15 protein-coding genes and 1 pseudogene are annotated in these 21,519 nt (G+C 65.4%); 5 read left to right on the top strand and 11 right to left on the bottom strand.

The genetic code is table 11. The features are described from left to right. Positions 1-78 precede the first annotated feature (78 nt). A complete protein-coding gene (gene obgE, locus AC5Y39_RS03955; protein WP_500014959.1) occupies positions 79-1,527 on the top strand; it encodes a GTPase ObgE in 1,449 nt (482 codons plus the stop codon). After that, entirely contained in the window at positions 1,524-2,630 is a 1,107-nt protein-coding gene (proB, locus tag AC5Y39_RS03960; protein WP_500014957.1) for a glutamate 5-kinase, read from the top strand. The genes obgE and proB overlap by 4 nt, the downstream gene beginning before the upstream one ends. 18 nt (positions 2,631-2,648) lie before the next feature. On the opposite strand, the pseudogene AC5Y39_RS03965 reads toward proB, so the two are convergent. After that, a pseudogene (locus AC5Y39_RS03965) lies at positions 2,649-3,922 on the bottom strand (ISL3 family transposase). A gap of 266 nt (positions 3,923-4,188) precedes the next feature. On the opposite strand from AC5Y39_RS03965, the gene AC5Y39_RS03970 reads away from it, so the two are divergent. Together AC5Y39_RS03970 and AC5Y39_RS03975 are read left to right on the top strand one after the other, a co-directional pair. Then, a complete protein-coding gene (locus AC5Y39_RS03970) occupies positions 4,189-5,184 on the top strand; it encodes an Acg family FMN-binding oxidoreductase (RefSeq protein ID WP_500014955.1) in 996 nt (331 codons plus the stop codon). A 10-nt stretch (positions 5,185-5,194) separates the two neighbouring features. After that, the gene (locus AC5Y39_RS03975) at positions 5,195-6,064 is read left to right on the top strand and encodes a universal stress protein (protein WP_500014953.1); all 870 of its coding nucleotides are present in this window, start codon (positions 5,195-5,197) and stop codon (positions 6,062-6,064) included. Between the two features lie 6 nt (positions 6,065-6,070). Here the strand turns inward: AC5Y39_RS03975 and AC5Y39_RS03980 are convergent, their stop codons facing one another. The 5 genes from AC5Y39_RS03980 to ppsA form a co-directional block, all read right to left on the bottom strand. Further along, the gene (locus AC5Y39_RS03980) at positions 6,071-7,741 is read right to left on the bottom strand and encodes a GAF domain-containing sensor histidine kinase (protein ID WP_500015579.1); all 1,671 of its coding nucleotides are present in this window, start codon (positions 7,739-7,741) and stop codon (positions 6,071-6,073) included. 70 nt (positions 7,742-7,811) lie between these two features. Continuing rightward, positions 7,812-8,459 carry a hypoxia response regulator transcription factor DosR/DevR gene (gene dosR / locus AC5Y39_RS03985; protein WP_500014951.1) on the bottom strand — a complete coding sequence of 216 codons (648 nt, stop codon included), beginning with the start codon at positions 8,457-8,459 and terminating at the stop codon, positions 7,812-7,814. A 27-nt stretch (positions 8,460-8,486) separates the two neighbouring features. After that, on the bottom strand, positions 8,487-9,353 hold the full coding sequence (locus AC5Y39_RS03990; protein ID WP_500014949.1) for a universal stress protein: 867 nt from the start codon (positions 9,351-9,353) through the stop codon (positions 8,487-8,489). 76 nt (positions 9,354-9,429) lie between these two features. Then, positions 9,430-10,386 carry a 1-phosphofructokinase family hexose kinase gene (locus tag AC5Y39_RS03995; protein ID WP_500014947.1) on the bottom strand — a complete coding sequence of 319 codons (957 nt, stop codon included), beginning with the start codon at positions 10,384-10,386 and terminating at the stop codon, positions 9,430-9,432. Between the two features lie 193 nt (positions 10,387-10,579). After that, a complete protein-coding gene (ppsA, locus tag AC5Y39_RS04000) occupies positions 10,580-13,033 on the bottom strand; it encodes a phosphoenolpyruvate synthase (protein WP_500014945.1) in 2,454 nt (817 codons plus the stop codon). 340 nt (positions 13,034-13,373) lie between these two features. Here ppsA and otsB point away from each other — a divergent pair, with 340 nt between their 5' ends. After that, complete coding sequence (gene otsB / locus AC5Y39_RS04005; protein WP_500014943.1) at positions 13,374-16,991, top strand: trehalose-phosphatase; 3,618 nt, start codon at positions 13,374-13,376, stop codon at positions 16,989-16,991. 7 nt (positions 16,992-16,998) lie between these two features. Here the strand turns inward: otsB and AC5Y39_RS04010 are convergent, their stop codons facing one another. Genes AC5Y39_RS04010 through AC5Y39_RS04030 form a run of 5 tightly spaced genes read right to left on the bottom strand, consistent with a single transcriptional unit; the run spans position 16,999 to position 21,455 of the window. Further along, positions 16,999-17,460, bottom strand: a complete 462-nt coding sequence (locus AC5Y39_RS04010) for a hydrogenase maturation protease (RefSeq protein ID WP_500014941.1) — start codon at positions 17,458-17,460, stop codon at positions 16,999-17,001. After that, positions 17,457-18,749, bottom strand: coding sequence for a Ni/Fe hydrogenase subunit alpha (locus AC5Y39_RS04015; RefSeq protein ID WP_500014939.1), 1,293 nt, complete (start codon positions 18,747-18,749; stop codon positions 17,457-17,459). Before AC5Y39_RS04015 ends, AC5Y39_RS04010 begins: the two co-directional genes overlap by 4 nt. Continuing rightward, positions 18,746-19,504 carry an NADH-quinone oxidoreductase subunit B family protein gene (locus AC5Y39_RS04020; RefSeq protein ID WP_500014937.1) on the bottom strand — a complete coding sequence of 253 codons (759 nt, stop codon included), beginning with the start codon at positions 19,502-19,504 and terminating at the stop codon, positions 18,746-18,748. The genes AC5Y39_RS04015 and AC5Y39_RS04020 overlap by 4 nt, the downstream gene beginning before the upstream one ends. Next, the gene (locus tag AC5Y39_RS04025; protein ID WP_500014935.1) at positions 19,505-20,359 is read right to left on the bottom strand and encodes an FAD/NAD(P)-binding protein; all 855 of its coding nucleotides are present in this window, start codon (positions 20,357-20,359) and stop codon (positions 19,505-19,507) included. Then, positions 20,352-21,455, bottom strand: a complete 1,104-nt coding sequence (locus AC5Y39_RS04030; RefSeq protein ID WP_500014933.1) for a 4Fe-4S dicluster domain-containing protein — start codon at positions 21,453-21,455, stop codon at positions 20,352-20,354. The genes AC5Y39_RS04025 and AC5Y39_RS04030 overlap by 8 nt, the downstream gene beginning before the upstream one ends. Between the last annotated feature and the right edge of the window lie 64 nt (positions 21,456-21,519).

The raw sequence follows: 21,519 nt of genomic DNA on the forward strand, positions 1-21,519 counted from the left end.
CGCGCCGAGAGCGACGTTTTGCAGGTCTGCCCTCGCGCTTGCTCTCCAGAACGTCACTTTCGGTGAAAGGAACCACCGATGCCCAGGTTCGTCGACCGCGTCGTGATCCATGTGCGGGCCGGCAACGGCGGCAACGGCTGTGCGTCGGTGCACCGGGAGAAGTTCAAGCCCCTCGGCGGACCTGACGGCGGCAACGGCGGCCGCGGCGGCAGTGTCTACCTGCGGGTTGATCCGCAAGTGCACACGCTGCTGGACTTCCATTTCCACCCCCACGTCACCGCCCAGAACGGCAAGCAGGGTCAAGGCGGCAACCGCGACGGCGCGCACGGCGACGACCTCTACCTCAAGGTGCCCGACGGCACCGTGGTGCTCGACGAGCGCGGCCGCCTGTTGGCCGACCTCGTGGGCGCGGGCACCACGTTCGAGGCGGCCAAGGGTGGCCGCGGCGGGCTGGGCAACGCGGCACTGGCGTCCCGCGCCCGCAAGGCGCCCGGCTTCGCGTTGCTCGGCGAGAAGGGTCAGGCCCGCGACCTGACGCTGGAACTCAAGACCGTCGCCGACGTCGGGCTGATCGGCTTCCCGTCTGCTGGCAAGTCGTCGCTGGTATCGGTGCTGTCGGCGGCCAAACCCAAGATCGCCGACTACCCGTTCACCACGCTGACTCCCAACCTCGGCGTGTTGTCGGCTGGTGAGCATTCCTTCACCGTGGCCGACGTGCCCGGGCTGATCCCCGGCGCGTCGCAAGGCCGAGGACTCGGCCTGGAATTCCTGCGGCACATCGAGCGCTGCGCGGTGCTGGTTCACGTGGTCGACTGCGCCACTTTAGAACCCGGCCGTGACCCGGTGTCCGACATCGAGGCACTGGAAGCCGAGCTGGCCGCGTATTCGCCTACATTGCAAGTGGATTCGACACTCGTGGACTTGTCCGAGCGGCCGCGTGCGGTGGTGCTGAACAAGATCGACGTGCCGGAGGCCCGTGAGCTGGCCGACTTCGTCCGCGACGAAGTCAAGCGCCGCTTTGGGTGGCCGGTGTTCGAAGTGTCCACGCTTACTCGAGAAGGCCTGCGGCCGTTGGTGTTTGCGTTGTGGGACATGATCTCGGCGTATCGTGCCGCCCATCCCGCCGCGCCTGCCCGGCGGCCGGTGATCAGGCCGGTGCCGGTCGACGACAGCGGCTTCACCGTCGAACAAGATCCCGAACACCCTGGTGCGTTCGTCGTCCGCGGCGCCCGGCCCGAGCGCTGGGTGAACCAGACCGACTTCGACAACGACGAGGCCGTCGGCTACCTCGGTGACCGGCTGGCCCGGCTCGGCGTCGAGGACGAGCTGCTGCGGCTGGGCGCCACCCCGGGTTGCGAGGTGACAATCGGCGACGTGACGTTCGACTGGGAACCGCAGACCCCGGCCGGCGTCGACGTGACGCCCTCCGGACGCGGCACCGACGCCCGACTGGACAGGCCCGAGCGCATCTCGGCCGCCGAACGCAAAGCCGCGCGGCGTGAGCGCCGGCAGGGCGAGCCGTCGTGAGTGCCCGCGAGGCGGTGCGCACGGCACGCCGCGTCGTCGTCAAGGTCGGCACCACGGCACTGACCACGCCCACCGGGATGTTCGACGTGGCGCGGTTGGACCGGCTCGCCGACGCGATCGAAACGCGGATGAAGGCCGGCTCCGACGTCGTCATCGTGTCCTCGGGCGCCATCGCCGCCGGCCTGGAGCCGCTCGGATTGACCAGGCGGCCAACGGATTTGGCGACCAAGCAGGCGGCGGCCAGTGTCGGTCAGGTGGCGCTGGTGAACTCGTGGAGCGCTGCGTTCGCCCGCTACAACCGCACCGTGGGCCAAGTGCTGCTCACCGCGCACGACATCGCACAGCGGGTACAACACACCAACGCCCAGCGCACGCTGGACAGGCTGCGGGCGTTGCACGCGGTGGCGATCGTCAACGAGAACGACACCGTCGCCACGAACGAGATCCGCTTCGGCGACAACGACCGGCTGTCAGCGCTCGTCGCGCACCTGGTGGGGGCCGACGCGCTGGTGCTGCTGTCCGATGTCGACGGCTTGTACGACTCGGACCCCCGCAAAGGCAACGCGCGGTTCATCCCGGAAGTCACCGGGCCGGGCGACCTCCACGGCGTGGTGGCCGGCCGCGGCCACCACTTCGGCACCGGTGGCATGGCGTCCAAACTGTCCTCGGCGCTGTTGGCGTCGGACGCCGGGGTGCCGGTGCTGCTGGCCGCCGCCGAGGACGCCAGCACGGCGCTCACCGACGCGTCGGTGGGCACGGTGTTCGCGCCGCGCGGGTCGCGGATGTCAGCCCGCCGGTTCTGGGTGCGCTACGCCGCCGAGACCACGGGCGCGCTCACCCTGGACCACGGGGCGGTGCGGGCCGTGGTCCAACAGCGCCGCTCATTGCTGCCGGCGGGCATCACCGCGGTGGCGGGCCGGTTCTTCGGTGGCGACGTGGTGGAGCTGCAGGACCCTGACGGAACGGTGGTGGGGCGCGGCGTCGTGGCCTACGACGCCACCGAGCTGGCCACGATGATCGGGCGCTCCACCTCGGAGCTGGCGCCTGAGCTGCGCCGCCCGGTGGTGCACGCCGACGACTTGGTCGCCCTTCAGCCTCGTTAATAAGGGGCTCTTCGTAATTCACAGTGCATTGACCAGTGCGTGGAGGGCGCCGCTGTGCAGGAGTGAGCGCCAGCGGTAGTGGGCGAGGTTGCGGAATCCCAGCGCGTTGCGGCGTAGCGCTTCCAGGCGGCCGTTGATGGCCTCGGTGGGGCCGTTGGAGGTGTGGTGGTCGAAGAAGGCCAGCACGTCGGCGCGGCGCCGTTGCAGGGTGCGACCCAGCTGAGCGAGTTCTTCGAGGACCGCAGTACACCGCGGCGTAGGGAGTCGATGATCGCGGTCATCATGGTCTTGCCGCGGCGCCGGTCGGGGTGGCCGTAGGCGGCGATGATGCGCTGGTAGACGCCCCAGGTCACCTGGACGGCGAGATGGTTGTCGTCGGCGAACACCGCTTCCAGCCGCGCCTGTTGTCGGCTGGTCAGCAGCGGAAAGCGGGTGCGCAGGGTGCGTCGCACGCCGTAGAGCGGATCCCCGGTACGGCCGCGGCGACCACACGTGGCTTGTTGGATGCGTTGGCGGATCAGATCCAGCTTGGCGCCGGCCAACGCGACGACATGGAAGGGGTCCATCACCGCAGTGGCCTCGGGCAGCTCGTCGGCCGCGGCGGTCTTGTAGCCGCCGAAGCCGTCCATGGCGATCACCTCGACCTGCTCGCGCAACGTCGGTGGCTGATCGGCCAGCCAGGTCGACAACGCGGCCGCCGAGCGGCCCGCCACGAGGTCGAGCAGCCGCGCGGGCCCGGTGCCGTCGTGGACGGGTGTGAGGTCGATGATCAGCGTGACGAAGCCTTCGGTGCCGCGGCGGCGTGGTGCCCAGCGGTGTTCGTCGACTCCGATGACCCGCACGCCGTCGAGCCGATCAGGGCCGGTCGCGGTGATCAGACTGGCGACGGTGCGCATGGCGATCGTGCTCACGGTGTGCCAGGACAGGCCGAGTTCGCCCGCGATGGCCGAGATGGTGGTGCGGTCAATCATCAACCGCCGCAACACATACCGGGCGCAGCGCCGGGTGGTCGATGATCTCGGCGCGGCCAGCTTGCCGAGGTCCTGGTTGAACACCGTCCGTCCACACTCGGCTGTAGTGCAGCAGTAGCGGGGCACAGCGACCTGCAGCACCAACGGGTACCCAGCCACCGGAAGATCGGTCAACGGCCGGGTCACGGTGTCGCGATACTTGCCGTCGCGCCCGCAGTCCGGACAACGCGGATTCCGAGCCACCGGTGTGCAGAAGATCGTCGTGTGCTTCTCATCGACCGCGGCGTCGGTGATCGTCACCCCCAACTCGATGGTGCGCATGATCGTGTCGGCAACAACAGCAGGCGGGCAGGCAGTAACCTCAGGCACGGGTCCCCTCGGTGCGGTGGTAGTGCAGGTGTAGGAACCCGCATCGTCACCCACCGAGGGCCCGCCTCAGTTCACCGACACGACAACTTCCCTGTTGTTCGGCTCACCACCGATGCACTCTCGTTCACGAAGAGCCTAATAAGGGTCTTTTTTCCCTACCCGCCGCGACCGCCGGACGGCAGCCTATGAGCAGGTCCAAGGGCGAGAGCAGGGAGTCGATGAGCGCGCAGTTCCCCGACACCGGGGCGATCCGTTCGGTGATGGAGCTTGCCACCCGCGCGCCTTCGGTGCACAACTCGCAGCCGTGGCGCTGGCAGGTGGGGCACCGCAGTCTGCACCTGTACGCCGACCCGAGTCGGCATCTGCCGAAGACGGACCCGGACCGCCGCGATTTGATGCTGTCCTGCGGCGCATCGCTGCATCACTGCGTGGTCGCTCTGGGGGCTCTGGGCTGGCAAGCCAAGGTGCAGCGGCTGCCGAACCCGGCTGACCCGAACCACCTCGCCGCGATCCATGTCTGGCGGCAGCCCGCTAACGAGCTGGACATCATGCTGGCTGCCGCCATCCCGCGGCGCCGGACCGACCGGCGCCACTACAGTTCTTGGCCCGTGCCGATCGCCGACATCGGTCTGATGGGTGCGCGAGCCGCGCGGGTGGGCGTGATGCTGCGTCAGGTGGAATCACTGCCGAAGCTGCAAAGCGTTGTGGCCCAAGCGGTTAGCGAGCACGCCACCGACCGTGAGTACCTGACCGAATTGACGGCCTGGAGCGGGCGTTACGGGTCGGTGGCCGGTGTGCCGGCCCGCAGTACGCCGCCGTCGGATCCGGCTGCCGTGATCCCGGGCCGCTTCTTCGCCGGGCCGGGGCTGGCTCAGCCCGACGGCGTGGCGCCCGCCGAGGACAACGCCGTGGTGCTGGCGCTGGGCACCAGGGACGACAGCCAGCTGTCGCGCCTGCGTGCGGGCGAGGCCACCAGCTTGGTGCTGCTGACGGCCACTGCACAGGGCCTGGCGAGTTGCCCGGTCACCGAACCGCTGGAGATTCCGGAGACCCGGGCTGCGGTGCAGGAGGACGTCTTCGGCGACAGCGGCTATCCCCAGATGTTGCTTCGCGTCGGCTGGGCGGCGGTCAACGCCGAACCGCTGCCCGCGACGCCGCGCCGCCCGCTGTCTGAGGTGGTCGAGTGGCTGGACAGCGAGGCGCCGGCGGTATGACGTGACCGGCGTGAACCTAAACGGGATCGTGGTCGGAGTCGACGGGTCAGACGCCGCAAGAGTCGCCGTGTATTGGGCGGCCCAGTCAGCGGCGATGCGAAAGGTCGCGCTGACGCTGGTGAGCGTCGTGCCCCCGGTGGTGGCCGGCTGGCAGCCGGTTCCGGTGCCGGTCGACATCGGACACTGGCAGGAGGAGGAGGTTCGCGGTTATCTCGACGAGGCCGCCAAGGTCGTCGAGCTGAACACCAACCGGCAGGTACGGGTCAACACCAAGGTGGTGTTCGCTTCCATTGTCCCGGCGCTGGTGAACCTTTCTAAAGAGGCCGACATGATCGTCGTCGGCAGCCGGGGCCGGGGCGCGCTGGCCCGAGTGCTTCTGGGATCGGTGAGCACGGGGGTGGTGCATCATGCGCACTGCCCAGTCGCGGTGATTCGTGACGAGGACCCGTTGATCCCGCATCCCGACCGGGCGCCGGTTCTTGTCGGCATCGACGGCTCGCCTGCCGCGGAGGCGGCGACGGCGATTGCGTTCGATGAAGCGTCGCGCCGCGGGGTGGAGTTGGTAGCGCTGCACGCGTGGAGCGATACCGCAGTGGTCGAACTACCAGGCCTGGATTGGTCGGTGTTAAAGGTCCAGGAGGAGCAGATCCTGGCTGAGCGGCTGGCCGGCTGGCAGGAGCGCTACCCCGATGTCACCGTGAACCGGGTCGTGGTTTGTGATGAGCCGGCGCGCCAACTCATCGAGCGCTCGGAATCGGTACAGCTGGTGGTCGTCGGCAGCCATGGCCGTGGTGGTTTCGCCGGCATGGCGCTGGGGTCGGTCAGTACCGCTGTGGTGCACGGGGTCCGGATGCCCGTGATTGTCGCCCGCCACCGTTAGCACCGCTCACTCGAGCGGCGCCGTCCACCGCACGACCGTGCCGCCGTTTGAATTCGGCGCCAGCGAGAAGCTACCGCCGACATCGGCGGCGCGTCTAGCCATGTTGGTGACACCGCTACCGGTGATATCGTCCGAAATCCCGCAGCCGTCGTCGACGACTTCAATGGCCAAGTCGTCGTCTACGGTGACGCACACCGTCACCGCGGACGCGTCAGCATGCCGCACGGCATTGGAAACAGCTTCGCGAACAACCGCTTCGGTGTGTTCGGCGAGAGTAGGTGTGATGACAGACAGTGGGCCCGCGATCTTTATCGAGGTGCGCACCTGTGTTGTTGAGAACTGTGCGACAGCCTCTTCGAGCCGCTGTCGCAGCCGGGTGATTCCCGCCGACGCACCGTGCAGGTCGAAGATCGCGGTCCTGATCTCTTGGATCACTGCTTGCAGATCGTCGACGCAATTGGTCAGCCGCTGCTGCACCTCGGCTGAGCGTGCCCGCGGAATGGTGCCCTGCAGCGACAGCCCGACGGCAAAGAGCCGCTGGATCACATGGTCGTGCAAATCGCGGGCGATGCGGTCACGGTCAGTCACTATGTCAAGTTCTCGCAGATGGCGTTGGGTGGTGGCGAGCTGCCACGCCAATGCGGCTTGGTCGGCGAACGCGGCGAGCATGTCGAGTTGCCGGCTGTCGAACCGACGCCCGGCCTTGCCCCGCAAGGCCACCAGCACGCCGGCCACGGTGTCCGTGGTGCGCAGCGGCAGCACCAGCGCCGGACCTTCGGTGCCGTTGATCTTCAGGTTGTCCAGCCGGGAGGGGACGCGCTGCGTGAAAACGCTGCCGATCTGAGTGCTGGCGACTGGAATCGTCTGCCACACATTGAATTCCGCTTCTCCGGCCGTCTCCACCACCAACAGCTCGGACACCTCGGTGACCGAAGATTCGGGATCGGCCGGAACCGCGACCAGCGTGGCTGTGGCTTCGGACAGTGTCAGCGCCTCATCGGCGATGAGCCGGAACACCCGCGCAGGGTCGGTTCCGGAAAGCAGCTCAGTGGCGATATCTCGAGTTGCCTCGATCCACGCCTGCCGCGCTCGCGACTGTTCGTAGAGGCGTGCATTGTCGATCGCGATGCCAGCCGCGGCTGCCAGTGCCTGCGCCAGCACCTCGTCGTCTTCGCTGAACGGCTGCCCGTCGGCCTTCTCGGTGAGGTACAAATTCCCGTAGACCTCGTCGCGGATCCGTACTGGCACACCAAGGAAGGTGCGCATCGGCGGATGGTTCGGCGGAAACCCGACTGAGGCCGGATGGTGCGTGATGTCGTCCAGTCGAATGGGTTTGGGGTCGTCGATCAACACGCCGAGTACGCCGCGTCCCTCCGGCAGCGGCCCGATCCGCCTGCGGGTCGCTTCGTCGATGCCTTCGTAGACGAACTCGACGAGTTCGTGGTCGTGGCCTCGCACACCCAGCGCCCCGTAGTGGGCGTCAACCAGGTTGATCGCGGTGTGCACGATCCTGCGGAGCGTGTCGTCGAGCTCGAGGTTGGACGTCACCACAAGCATGGCCTCGAGCAAACCGTCGAGGCGATCCCGGCCGTCCACGATCTGCTCGACGCGGTCTTGAACTTCTTTGAGCAACTCCCGCAGCCGCAGCTGAGAAAGCGTGTCACGCAACGGAGTCATACCGCGCTGTATGCCGTCGGGCACACACTTATGTTGGCATCGATCTTGCTGAGTTCGGGATGGCTTTTGGTTATTCGGTGATCCGCTGGCTAGGGCCGAGCTTGCTGGCGAACACTGCCGCCTGTGTGCGCCGTTCCATTCCCAGCTTGGCCAGTAACCGTGACACATAATTCTTGACGGTCTTTTCGGCCAGAAACATCCGCGCCGCGATCTGCTTGTTGGTCAGGCCCTCGCCCAGTAGTCCGAGCAGCGTGCGCTCTTGTACGGTCAGCCCCGACAACGGGTCAGCGCGTTCGGCCGCACCCCGCAGCTTGGCCATAAGTGCGGCCGCGGCGCGGTTGTCGAGCAGGGACTTACCTGCGCCGACGTCCTTGATCGCCTTAGCGAGTTCCATGCCCTTGATGTCTTTGACCACATATCCGCTGGCGCCGGCCAGGATCGCGTCGAGCATCGCTTCGTCAGAGGTGTACGACGTGAGCATCAGGCAGTGCAGGTCCGGCATGTCCGACAGCAACTCCCGGCACAGCTCGATGCCATTGCCGTCGGGTAGCCGGACGTCGAGCACCGCAACGTCCGGCGCGACGGCCGGGATCTTGGCCAGCGCCTCGCCCACGGACGCGGCTTCACCGACCACTTCCAGTTCAGGGTCGGCGTCGAGCAGGTCGAACAGCCCGCGCCGCACGACTTCATGGTCGTCGACCAGAAAAACCCTCACCACGGCCAATCCCTTCCTGGTGGTCCCACGTCACAAGTGTTGATGATCGACGACGAGCACGGAGCAGTTCGTGTGGCGCAGCGTCGCATTCCCCGACGGGCTGAGGAGTTGCGCGACGTTGTGCCGGTCGCGCGCGCCGACAACCACCAGCTGAACGGATGCGGCGTTGTGGCGCAGATAATCGAGGAGACTGCCGTGCATGGCTACCGATTGCACGTCCAGATCGGGGTGACGGCGGGTCCATCGGGCCAGCTGGCGGTCGAGATCGCCTTGCAGTTGCCGGTTGGCCTCGGCGACGCTGCGGGCGCCATGAGCGCCGGCGGCATTGGACCGCCAGCACGTCACGATTCGCAGCGGCGCGGCGCGCAGCTGCGCTTCCTCGACGGCCGCTTCGAGCAGCACGCCGGTGTGCGGTGCGTTGTCGGCTTGGACCACTATCCACCCCGGCTCATGGCGTGGCTGGGCGCGGTCGACGGAGTGAATGATCGCAACGGGGCAGTGCGCCGCGGTGGCGACCGCCGCGGCAGTGGAGCCGACGCGGCCTGGCTGGAAATGCCTGTAGCCGAAGGCCCCGACGCACAGCATCACCGCGGGGCGCGACGCGCGCACCAGCGCGCTGACGGGGCGGTCCTGGTCGATCTCGACCTCGATCTTGACAGGCTTGCCGGTCGCTTCGATCGCCATGACGGCTTCGCGCGTGGCGATTTCGGCGATGGCGAGATCGTGCGCGGACTGTTCGGGGAATTGGGCGGGTTCCGCAGGGTCGACGGCGTAGACCAGACGAAGCGGGACGCCACGGGCGAGGGCTTCGTCGACAGCCCACAGCGCCGCGTGCACAGCAGACCTTGAGCCGTCGACTCCGACGACTACCGACCGAGGTGCAGACCGCTCCGGCATCGTCTCTACCGTAGTGGAATATAGCTGTTTCGCTCACGGGCATAACCCTTCGGAGGGCCGTCGCCGCGCCGACCGGCTAGGTAACGTCCACCGGTTCGGCGGCCTTCTCGAAAAGCCGCTCGGCGTCGTCGCGGTGGCACGGCGCCGTGCCGGGAGTCATCAGCATTGCGCTCCCGGTCGCGATGCCGAACCGCACGGCCTTGCTCAGTGGCCAACCTCTCGCGACGCCGACCGTGATGGCCGCCACCATCGCATCCCCGGCGCCCACGCCGCTTACCGCCTTGACCGGCACCGGCGAAAACCGTTGGCTGCCTTGCGGTGTGGCCAGCAGTGCGCCGGCGGCGCCTAGAGACACCACCACGGCCTGGGTGACACCAGAGGTGATGAGTTCATGAGCGGCAGCCACCTGGTCGGCCTCGGTGGCCAGCTCGCGGCCGCAGTGCTCCCGAAGTTCGCGGACACTGGGCTTGACCAGAAAAACGCCCGATGTGATGTGTCGTAGTCCACCACCGGACGTATCGAGCACCAGCAGCGCGCCAAGGTCTCGGCACATGTCGGCGACCCGCTGATAGAAGTCGTCCGGCACGCCCGGTGGAAGAGAGCCGCTAGCCACCACGATCTCGGCTGAGCGAGCCCTATCAGCAAGCGCCTCAAGACATTTCGCTTGTTCGACGAACGACAGCCGCGGCCCCGGCAACACGAACCGGTACTGTTGGCCGCTGCTTTGTTCGTCGATCGTGAAGCTCTCCCGCGTCGAGCCCCGGATGTCGACGCGGTGGTACGCGACCTGCTCTTGGCGAAGCAACCTCGTCACCATGTCGCCGGTGTAGCCGCCCGCGGGGAATACCGCCGACACCGATCCGCCGAGCACGTTGGCCACCCTGGCGACATTGATGCCGCCACCGCCGGCGTCGTATCGCATCCCACTGCACCTGATTTTGCTCGTCGGGCGAACGTCGTCGGCGCTCGTCGTGATGTCGAGCGCCGGGTTCATCGTGAGCGTGACGATCGTGGCTCCCACTTCGGCTCCCATCCAGCTACAGCTCCAGCTACAGCTCCGTCTGCTATGTCTTCGGTGTCTCTTCGCGTAGCTGGCGCTTGAGCACCACGACGGCGCCGATTTTCTGCATGCTAACGATGTCGGCGCCAACCACATTCAGCCTTTCAGGAGTCCAGGCAGCCTTACAGCCCAGTTCCGGTATTGAACTGCTGCGCGACGGCGGTCGTCACTGCTGCTGGCTGAACGCCGGCTCCGACACCCAGCTGTTCGGCCGTTCGCCACTTCGAGGGCCTCGGCCTAAACGCTGCTCGAGTTCGAGGATCTGCTTGGTGGTCTTGACGACCGTGTCGGGATTGAGGCTGACCGAGTCGATTCCAATCTGGACGAGGAACTCGGCCATCTCTGGGTAGTCCGACGGCGCCTGTCCGCAAAGCCCGGAGTGCACGCCATTTCGACGGCAACCCTGCACTGCCATCCGGATGATTTCTTTGACACCGTCATCGCGCTCGTCGTAATCGAACGCGACGATCTCGCTGTCACGGTCCACACCCAAGGTGAGTTGAGTCAAGTCATTGGATCCGATCGAAAACCCGTCGAACAGCTTGGCGAATTGGTCGATGAGCACCACATTGTTCGGGATCTCGCACATCGCATAGATCTTCAACCCATTCTCGCCGCGCCGCAGGCCCAGCTCGGCCATGCGGTCGAGGACCTGCTGTGCTTCGGCGACGCGGCGGACAAACGGCAGCATGAGGATGACGTTGGACAGACCAATCTGCTCGCGAACCCGTCGCATCGCCTTGCACTCGAGCGAAAATCCCTCAGCATAGGCTGGGTGGGCGTATCGGGACGCCCCGCGAAAACCGAGCATCGGATTGTTCTCCAGTGGCTCGAAGTCGGCTCCGCCGAGCAGGCTGGCATATTCATTGGTCTTGAAGTCCGACATCCGCACCACCACCGGTTTTGGCCAGAATGCAGCGGCGATCGTGGCGATGCCCTCAGACAGCCGCTCCACGAAAAAGCTCGCTCCGTCGGGGTAGCCCCGGGTCAGGCGCGCCAGCTGCGCACGTACCGAGTGATCGGCCACCTTCTCCGGGTGCAGCAGCGCAAGCGGATGGCCCTTGATGGACTCGCTGATGATGAACTCCATGCGAGCAAGGCCTACGCCGTCGTTGGGCAGGAATGAGGTTTTGAAGGCCAGGTCGGGGTTGCCGAGGTTGATCATCACCTCGGTGCTCGGTCGGGATAATTCGATTGCCGTTTCAAATTCGACATCGAACGCAATCTCGCCTTCGTAGACCCGGCCGGTGTCGCCCTCAGCGCACGACACGGTGACTACTTGACCGCTGGGCACCGAGATGGTCGCCTCACCGGCACCTACCACTGCGGGAATCCCGAGTTCGCGGGCGATGATCGCGGCATGGCAGGTCCGTCCGCCGCGATTGGTCACCAGCGCGGCCGCGGTCTTCATCACCGGTTCCCAGTCCGGTGTAGTGATGTCGGCAACCAGCACCTCACCCGGCTGAAACTCGTGCAGGTGGCTCAAATTCTCGATGAGACGGGCCCTGCCGCAAGCGATTTTCTCGCCTACCGAGCGGCCTTCGACCAGCAGCCGCCCGGAACCGCGGAGATGATAGCTCTGCACCGTGGTCATTTCCCGTTGGGAGGCAACGGTTTCCGGACGGGCCTGGACAATGTAAAGCTGGCCGTCAATGCCGTCCTTCGCCCATTCCATGTCCATGGGCCTGCCGTAATGGTCTTCGATTTTCATCGCGTAATCAGCCAGCTGCAGCACGTCATCATCTGCAATGCAGAAGTGCTCGCGATCGGCCTTCGGCGTCGGGATGTTTCGGGTGGTGTGCCTGGTCGAGCCCTCGACGTACACCATCTTCACGGCCTTGTCTCCGAGCATCCGACGCAGCACCGCGCGGTACCCACGAGCGAAAGTCGGTTTGTGGACATAGAATTCGTCCGGATCGACCGCACCCTGGACGACGTTCTCGCCGAGCCCGTAGGCGCCAGTGATGAATACGACGTCGCGGAAGCCGGATTCGGTATCGAGGGAGAACATCACACCCGACGCCGCCAGATCGGATCGCACCATCTTCATCACGCACACTGACAGCGCCACCTTGAAGTGGTCGAAGCCCTGGTCGATCCGGTAATGAATGGCTCGGTCGGTGAACAGACTGGCGTAGCAGCGGCGGCAAGCGTCGAGCAGACTTTGCGCGCCGTGGATGTTGAGGAAGGTGTCTTGTTGGCCGGCGAAGCTGGCGGTCGGCAGATCCTCGGCCGTAGCGGAGCTGCGTACCGCCAAACTCACGTCTTCGCCGTACTGATGTTGCAGTATGCGGTAGCCGGCCAAGATCTGGGCGGCTACGTCGTCGGGCAATCCAGCGCCGTAGACGATTTCACGGGCTCGCCTGCCACGGTGTTCTAGGTCGGTGACGTTGTCCGGAATGAGGCCAGCAAGGGTCTCGCGAAGTTCCTGCCACGCCCCGGCGACGTCGAGGGTGTGGCGGTAAGCGTCAGCGGTGGTGGCGAAGCCGTTGGGTATCAGCACACCTGCTGAAGACAATTTGCGATGCATCTCGCCCAACGAGGCATTCTTGCCGCCGACGATTGCGACGTCCTCGATGCCGAACTCGTCGAAGAACAGGACATAGGTGCTGTCAGTCATGGTGGTTCCTTCGGGGACCCGAGCCGCAGCCGTGCCTGCGCTGTGGTCACGGCTTCATCCTGCGCTCCCTCTGGGGTAGGGACGTAGCGTCCGAATACCACTTCACTTCTGCTGAAGGTCACTGCTCGGGAGGGTAATAAGTCCCACTTGTGACGTCAGGAATTGGCTGTCGCGCCCGCAGGGTGTGATCTTCCCGCTCGTCTGTCGACGTCGCGTCAGGCATCGAGTCATTTGCTTCGATGGCGGGGCAAGGACTTCGTCCCCTATCGCCCGCCACACGCCAAGCGCTCAGATTGGGTGGCCGACTGATAGAACCAAATCCGAAGCAAGGAACTGCGTGATGACAAATGCGGCGACGATCGACCCGCGCCTGCACGATGCCGTTGTCTTCTGCGTGCAGTCATCAGGTGCCGCAATGCCGCCGCCCGACTCCATGCTCGCGCTGATGCGCAAGCTGGCCGATGCGGGAGTAGCCGCCGCCGCGCCCATAACAAGTGGGAGCGTCGACCGTTCGACCGGCAGCCCTGTGGGCGAAGCGGTTTCAGAAGGTGTCCGCGAAGTAGGGGCTGCCGCCGAGCGGTGCGTTCTGGTAACCGACTCGGAAGAGGGTATCGAGGCCGGCCGCAACAGCGGCTTCTCGCTCGTCATCGGAGTCGATCCGGGCGAATGCACTGACAGACTGCTCAGCAGCGGAGCGGACGTCGTGGTCACCGACATAGCCGACATCACAGTGCGCACCGGTGACCGACTCATTTCGGCGCTTCCCGATGCGCTGGACTCCTACGGTCAGCTGGCAGGAGTTATCGCCGGCCGAAAACCGTTCATGTGCATCGACTTCGACGGGACGCTTGCCGAGATCGTCACCGATCTAAGCGCCGCCACGCTCGTCGAGGGAGCAGCCGACGCGCTACAGCGACTCTCTGAACAATGCCCTGTCGCGATACTGAGCGGGCGCGACCTAGCGGACATCCGGGAACGCGTCGGCATAGCGGGGCTCTGGTACGCCGGCAGCCACGGCTTCGAACTCATCGGTCCAGACGGAAGCAGCCATCACAACGACGCTGCTTTGGCAGCGGTTTCCGCGCTCGAGTCCGCGGCAGAAGGACTCCGCAAGAATCTCGACGACATCCCCGGTGCGTTCGTCGAGCAAAAACGCTTCGCCGTGGCGGTGCACTACCGCAACGCTGCCCCCGATCACGTCGGCGAGATCATTTCAGCCACGCACTGGCACGGGCGCCAATACGGATTGCGCGTGACCAGCGGCCGCAAAGTCGTCGAACTGCGGCCCGACATCGACTGGGACAAGGGCACCGCGCTGGCCTGGATCCAGCACCGCACGCAGCAAAGCGGTCGGGTGCTGCCTATCTACATCGGTGACGACCTCACCGACGAAGACGCGTTCGACGCGGTCCGATCCAGCGGTGTGGGCGTGGTGGTGCGCCACGATGAGGACAGCGGTCGTCGGACGGCCGCGCAGTTCGCCCTGAACGATCCCAGTGCGGTTTGCGAATTTCTGCGGCGTGGCGGCAACTGGCTCGCCTATCGGCAGCAGACGTCTGAACTGGCCTGGAGCCTGACGTTTGACGGCTACGATCCGCCCAACGAGAAGTTGCGCGAGGCCTTGTGCACCGTCGGCAACGGCTATTTCGCCACCAGGGGAGCAGCACCAGAAGCCAAGGCAGGCCAGGTTCATTACCCCGGAACGTACGCGGGCGGCATCTACAACCGGCTCGAGGACGTCATGGGAGGCACCACAATCGACCATGAAAGCTTGGTCAACCTACCGAACTGGCTCCCGTTGACCTTCCGCATCGACGGCGGAGTCTGGTTCGACGTCGACGCCGTCGAACTCTTGTCTTACCGCCAAACGCTGGATCTGCGCAGCGCCGTGTTGAGCCGTGAGCTTCGGTTCTGTGACGACGCGGGCCGAATCACCAGCATTGCCCAGCGTCGATTTGTGGTGATGCATATGGCTCATGTCGCCGCGCTGGAAACCACGATTAATGCCGAAAACTGGTCTGGCACAGTCGAAGTTCGTTCAACTTTGGACGGCAATGTGCGCAACGGAGGTGTAGAGCGCTACCGGCTCTTGGCGAGCAACCACTTGACCGCGCTGAAAACGTTTGAAGTATCCGAGAATTCGGTCCTGCTGACCGTACAGGCGCGGCAGTCTCTGATCCCGATTGCCATGGCAGCGCGAACGACGCTGTGGCGCGGCGACATTCCGATCGCAGGAACACGTCGCCTCATCGCCGACGAGTTCGAAATCGGCCATCTGATCTTCACCCAGCTGTCAGAAGGTCAATCGCTGACTGTGGAAAAGGTGGTCACGGTGGTAACCGGCCGCGATGTCGCTACCTCGGAACCGGCGGCTGGCGCCGAGCGCGGATTGGCCCGCCAGGGCAGATTCGAGGAGATCCGCCGTGCGCACGCGCTCACCTGGTCGCATTTGTGGGAGCGGCTGTCCATTGACTTCGAAGACCACACGGAGGAGTTGCGGATTCTGCGCTTGCACCTCCTGCACCTGCTCCAGACGGTGTATAACAGTGACGATCTCGACGTCGGCGTGCCGGCTCGCGGTCTACACGGTGAGGCTTATCGCGGCCATGTGTTCTGGGATGAGCTGTTCATATTCCCTGTGTTGAATCTGCGGCTGCCCGCCATCACCCGGTCACTGCTGCGGTACCGGTATCGGCGGCTGCTCGAAGCGCGCCGCGCAGCGAGGTTGGCCGGATACGCCGGTGCGATGTTTCCCTGGCAGTCAGGCAGCGACGGCCGCGAGGAAAGCCCACGGCTGCATTTGAATCCCCGTTCGGGCCGGTGGAATCCCGACCCCAGCCATCTGGCCCACCACATCGGTATTGCGGTCGCCTACAACGTGTGGCACTTCTACGAAGCGACCGGTGATCTCGCGTATCTGATCGACTACGGCGCCGAGATGCTGATCGAGATCGCCAGATTCTGGGTCAGCCGAACGACATATGACCAGCAGCGCGATCGCTACCTTATCCACGGCGTGATCGGACCCGACGAGTTCCACTCCGGCTATCCGGATCGCCCCTACGAGGGCGTTGACAACAACGCCTACACCAACGTGATGGCAGTCTGGGTGATCCTGCGCGCGATCGACGCGCTCGGGTTGATGCCGCTGCCGAATCGGCTCGACATCCGCGAGAAGCTGGGACTCACGGACGCTGAACTGGCGCAGTGGGACCACGTCAGCCGACGCATGGTCGTGCCGTTTCACGACGGGGTCATCAGCCAGTTCGACGGGTACGGGGACCTCGCAGAGTTCGACTGGGACGGCTACCGGCGCCGATATGGCAACATCCAGCGGCTCGATCGCATCCTCGAGGCCGAGAATGACGACGTCAACCGGTACAAGGCATCCAAACAAGCCGACGCGCTGATGCTTCTGTATCTGCTCTCCGCAGACGAACTGCGGGAACTGCTCCAACGGCTCGGCTACCGCTTTCCGCCCGACCGGATCCCGAAGATGGTGGACTACTACCTGGCGCGCACTTCGCACGGTTCGACTCTCAGCGCAGTTGTGCACTCATGGGTGCTGGCACGCGCCAATCGCGATCGTGCCTTGGCTTTCTTCCAGCAAGTGCTCAAGTCAGACGTCGCCGACATCCAGGGCGGCACCACGTCAGAAGGCATCCATTTAGCCGCGATGGCAGGCAGCGTCGACCTCGTGCAGCGCTGCTTCGCCGGCATGGAGATTCGTGGCAACCGTATGGTCCTTGCTCCGCACTGGCCGGAACCGCTTGGCGCACTGGGCTTCCCGCTTCACTACCGCGGCCACCACCTCTATGTGCGAATCAGTGGCCGGGGCGCGGAAGTCAGCGTGGACCCGCGCGAGTTGCCGCCGGTCGCCATCGAATGCCACGGCCGTGTCGAGATGCTCGAGCCCGGACGTACCATCCGCTTCTCCGAAACGGCCGATGGGCAATAGCAGGCGGCTACGGCCGAGATGGGCTGCGCAGCTCGGCGAGTACCGCCTCGATGAGTACGGGTACCGCGGCGGCCACTGCGGGAGTCAACCCGATCCCTTGGCCGACGTCAGCGGCGTCCACGGTGAAAACCACCAGCCTCTTCGGTGTGCGCCCCAACACCACGCCGAGCGCGTAAGTTTGGTCCAGCCCCCACGCATGCGAGCTGACCAACGATTGCTGCGGCGCATTCCCGGGCTCCCAGCGGCGGATGCGGCCGGCCACCGCGCCGGCGCCGAACGACGTATCCACGACCACCGCCAGTTCTGCGCCGGTCCACGCCTCCAGAATGGCGCCGGGTTCTCCTGTCGCGGTCAGCACCCGCGCCCACCCCGCGCATCTGCCGGCGATTTCGTCGGCCACCACGATGCCCATGGCGTCGTCGCGACGAAATCTATTGCCGATGCCTACGACCGCGATATCGGTGCTCACTGCCTGTCGACAGTCAGCTGGAGGAAGTGCGCCGAACAGGAAATGCACGGGTCGTGGTTGCGAATCCCCTTCTCACACAAGTGAGTCAACGAGGTATCGTCGAGCGAAAGGTTGGCACCGACAAGTTCTGCCATCTCGTATTCGATGGCCGCTTGGTTTTGCGCAGTAGGCGGCACGATCTCCGCTTCCCGGATCAACCCCTCGGCGTCGATCTGGTAGCGGTGATAGAGCAGTCCACGCGGCGCCTCACTGACACCGTGCCCGACACCGGCCCGCGCCGGCACCTCAACGAACGGCCGCAGCGGCTGCTCATAATCGGCGATGATGGCCAGCGCCTCCTCGATCGCGTACACCACTTCGACGGCTCGCACCACGATGCTGCGGAACGGATTCCGGCATTCTAAACCGAGCCCGGCCTCGGTCGCCGCCTGACGGGCGATCGGCCCGAGCAGACCGGAATTCAGCGAGTACCTTGCCAAGGGGCCGGTCAGGTAACGCGCGCCGTCGAGGGTGGCATGCAGGGCCGTGGAATGACGGACCTGCGACTCAGCGACGTGCTCGCTGAAGTCGCGTATGGCAAAGGCGGCCCCGCCGCTGCGTCGGATTGTGCCGTTTTCGATCGGGTACCGGTCCGGTGTGGTGAGCGCCAAGAACTCGTGATCAAATTCGATTTCCGGGAAGTCGAATTCGGCCACCGATCGGACTGTGAACAGCGCGTCGTCCAGCGCACGGCGGAGGCTTTCGGCAACCGGTTTGAAATCGTTGCCGGACGGCACCGAGTAGAAGCCGCCCAGCCGAACATTGATGGGGTGAACGGAACGGCCGCCGATTAAATCCATCAGCCGGTTGCCGGCCTTCTTGAGGGAGAGTCCGCGCTCGAAGAACTCTGAGTGGTCCCTGGCGAAGGCGATGGCGTCGGGATAGCCCAAAAAGTCCGGTGCGTGCAGGAGGTAGATGTGCAATGCGTGGCTGTGGATCCATTCCCCGCAGTACAGCAACCGTCTCAGCGCTATCAGTGGTGGATCGACCGTCACCCCGCAGGCATCCTCGAGCGCGTTGCATGCGCTCACCTGATACGCCACCGGGCAGATACCGCAGACGCGTGCCGTGATGTCGGGCGGTTCGGTGTACGCACGCCCGCGCAGGAACGCCTCGAAGAACCGGGGCGGTTCATAGATGTTCAGCTGGACGCGGTCGACCGCTCCGTCTGTCGCCGTGACATATAGCGCGCCTTCGCCTTCGACGCGGGTGAGGGCACCAACGGACAGCGTGCGGACCTCGGGGGTCACCGGTCATTCCGTTCGGCTGCGAAGTTTGCGACATTGAACGTCGAAAAGACCCGGTCGACGTCCTCGTCTGACAATCCGTCGCGGCGCAACACGGGTAGCAGCGCAGCGGTATTCGGCGTCGCGGCGGGACCGAAACACCCGTAGCAGCCTCGGTGATACGACGGGCACAGCGCGCCGCATCCGGCGTGGGTCACCGGTCCCAAACATGGAATGCCTTCTGCCACAAGCACACACGTCACCCCGCGCAACTTGCACTCGGTACAAACAGTCTTGGCGGGCAGCCGTGGTTGACGTCCAACCAGCAGTGCGGTCAGGGTGTCGAGCAGCTGACCGCGGTCGATCGGGCATCCTTGCAATTGGTAATCGACCTTCACATGCGCGGCGGCGGGGGTCGAGGTCGCCAGGGTGTCGATGTAGTCAGGTCGCGCGTACACCACCGACGCGAACTCGTCGACGTCGGCGAAGTTGCGCAGCGCCTGCACGCCGCCGGCCGTCGCGCAGGCGCCGATTGTCACCAGTACGTGCGACTGCTCCCGGATCTCTCTGATGCGCCGTTCGTCGGCGGCGGTGGTGATCGAGCCCTCGACCAGCGACACGTCGTAGGGGCCGCCGACCACCGCGCTCGAGGCCTCGAGGAAGGTCGCGATACGTACTTGTTGGGCGAGTGTGAGCAATTCGTCCTCGCAGTCCAGCAAGGTCAACTGGCAGCCGTCGCACGATGCGAATTTCCAGACGCCTAACGTTGGTGCGCTCATCTACAACTCCCTGACTGCCAGCACGGGTTCGGCGACGTCGTAGCCAACAACCGGGCCGTCCCGGCACAACAGCAGCGGGCCGAGCTGACAATGCCCGCACCATCCGATGCCGCACTGCATGTTGCGTTCGAGGGAGACGCGTATGTCGTTGGGGTGCATGCCCTTTTTGAGCAGTTCATTGGCGCCGTTGCGCATCATCGGTTCCGGGCCGCACAAGAACGCGGCCGTTCGGTCCGGCCGCACCCGCATGCGGCGCAGTGGTTCGGTGACAAAGCCGACCTCGCCGGGCCAGCCCTGCACCGGCACATCAACAGTCATGTGCACATCGATGATCCCGCTATGCAGCCAGTCGTCGAGCTCCCCGGCGAACAGGAAGTCGTCGCGCGCGCGGGCTCCGGCAATCAGAGCGACGCTTGCGAACCGATCCCGCTCGGCCATGACGGCGAGCACCACGGGACGAAGCGGAGCCAGTCCCACCCCGCCGGCCACGATCACGATGTCGCGACCGACCGGGTGCGGAAGCGCCCACTCGGTTCCGAACGGGCCACGCATCCCGATCACCGTGCCCGGCTGCGCGTCACTCAGCGCCCGGCTCACCGCCCCGACAGCGCGAATCGTGTGAGTGATGGTGGGGTCGGCGAGCGTCGGCACCCCGCTGACCGAGATCGCGATCTCCCCGATCCCGAACGCGTACATCATCATGAACTGTCCCGGCTTCGCCGCCGGCAGCGCATCCCTTACCGGCGCCAGCTGCAGCGTCACCGAATCACGGTTCTCGGTGACCCGGCGCAGCACGCGGTACGGTACCGGAGCCATCGCCGAGGATGCCGAGGGCCACGTCGCGGTCTCAGTCATCGATGTCGTCTTCGGCAGCGAGCGAGTTCAGCGCCTGCATCTCCTCGGTGATGTCGATGCCAGTGGGACACCACGCAATGCACCTGCCGCATCCCACACACCCCGAGCTGCCGAACTGATCATGCCAAGTCCCGAGCTTGTGGGTGAGCCAGTGCCGATAGCGCGCCTGTCCCGACCGCCGCACGCTTCCTTCGTGGATGAACGTGAAATCGAATTCGAAGCAGGACGCCCAGTGCATCCACCGTTCGGCGTGCTCGCCGGTGAGGTCGCTGACATCCTCGACGCTTGTACAGAAACATGTCGGACATACCATCGTGCAGTTGCCACAGGTCAGGCACCGGCTGGACACCTCGTCCCACCGCGGTGACTCCCGCGAGTGCATCAATAATTCGCGGTGGTCGACCGGGGGCATCTGACGGCCCATGCGATTCGCCGCGTCGGCGACATCTGTTCGTGCCGAACCGACTTCATCTACTTCGGCGTCGCGGTGCGGGAGTGAATTGAGAATGGCTGCCCCGTCGTCGCTGCCGATGTCCACAAGGTAGCGGCGGCCGTGATCGTCGATGCGTTCGGTGAGCGCGAGGTCGTATCCGGGACCCACTTCGGGTCCGGTGCCCATCGAGGCGCAGAAACACAGGCCGCCCGGCTCGGTGCAGTTGACGGCGACCACGAAGACCTGCCGCCGACGAGCTACGAAGCCCTCGTCGGGATGGGGCGCCTCGCCGAGCACACCGTTGAGGACCCTGATCGCCGCCAGGTCGCAAGCTCTGACCCCAATGAAGGCATAGCGCGGAATCCGCTGCGGCTCATCACCGTCGGACACCCAGAGCTTTTGCCGGGGTGGATGCAGGAATTGCTTCCAAGACTGAGGTCCTGCCGAATGGCCGAACAGCGCATCGTCGTCTCGCCGGCGAAGCTGATAGCGGCCTGGAGAAACGTCGACACCCCAACCGCGCGCCAGGTCGTCGGCAGAGCCCAACTCGCCAAGCTCGATCGCATTGTTCGACAGCGTCGGGCCGATCACTCGGTATCCCCGGTCAATCAGCGTCGACACCAGTTGCGCTAAGCCCGCGGCGTCGATCACCGCGCTATCCATGCTCTCATCGTGCCGCCAACCCGGGCGCAATGCAGGCGCTTTCGGCCCGAGTTTGAGATCTGAA

This window comes from Mycobacterium sp. NGS39 (assembly GCF_059812765.1).

Bases quoted from the DNA above. Each gene is read 5' to 3' on its own strand.
- AC5Y39_RS03980 (WP_500015579.1), bottom strand. From the start codon at position 7,741: ATGACTCCGTTGCGTGACACGCTTTCTCAGCTGCGGCTGCGGGAGTTG.
- ppsA (WP_500014945.1), bottom strand. From the start codon at position 13,033: ATGACTGACAGCACCTATGTCCTGTTCTTCGACGAGTTCGGCATCGAG.
- AC5Y39_RS04020 (WP_500014937.1), bottom strand. From the start codon at position 19,504: ATGAGCGCACCAACGTTAGGCGTCTGGAAATTCGCATCGTGCGACGGC.
- otsB (WP_500014943.1), top strand. From the start codon at position 13,374: ATGACAAATGCGGCGACGATCGACCCGCGCCTGCACGATGCCGTTGTC.
- AC5Y39_RS03990 (WP_500014949.1), bottom strand. From the start codon at position 9,353: ATGCCGGAGCGGTCTGCACCTCGGTCGGTAGTCGTCGGAGTCGACGGC.
- AC5Y39_RS03995 (WP_500014947.1), bottom strand. From the start codon at position 10,386: ATGGGAGCCGAAGTGGGAGCCACGATCGTCACGCTCACGATGAACCCG.
- AC5Y39_RS04030 (WP_500014933.1), bottom strand. From the start codon at position 21,455: ATGGATAGCGCGGTGATCGACGCCGCGGGCTTAGCGCAACTGGTGTCG.
- obgE (WP_500014959.1), top strand. From the start codon at position 79: ATGCCCAGGTTCGTCGACCGCGTCGTGATCCATGTGCGGGCCGGCAAC.
- AC5Y39_RS03970 (WP_500014955.1), top strand. From the start codon at position 4,189: ATGAGCGCGCAGTTCCCCGACACCGGGGCGATCCGTTCGGTGATGGAG.
- AC5Y39_RS04025 (WP_500014935.1), bottom strand. From the start codon at position 20,359: ATGACTGAGACCGCGACGTGGCCCTCGGCATCCTCGGCGATGGCTCCG.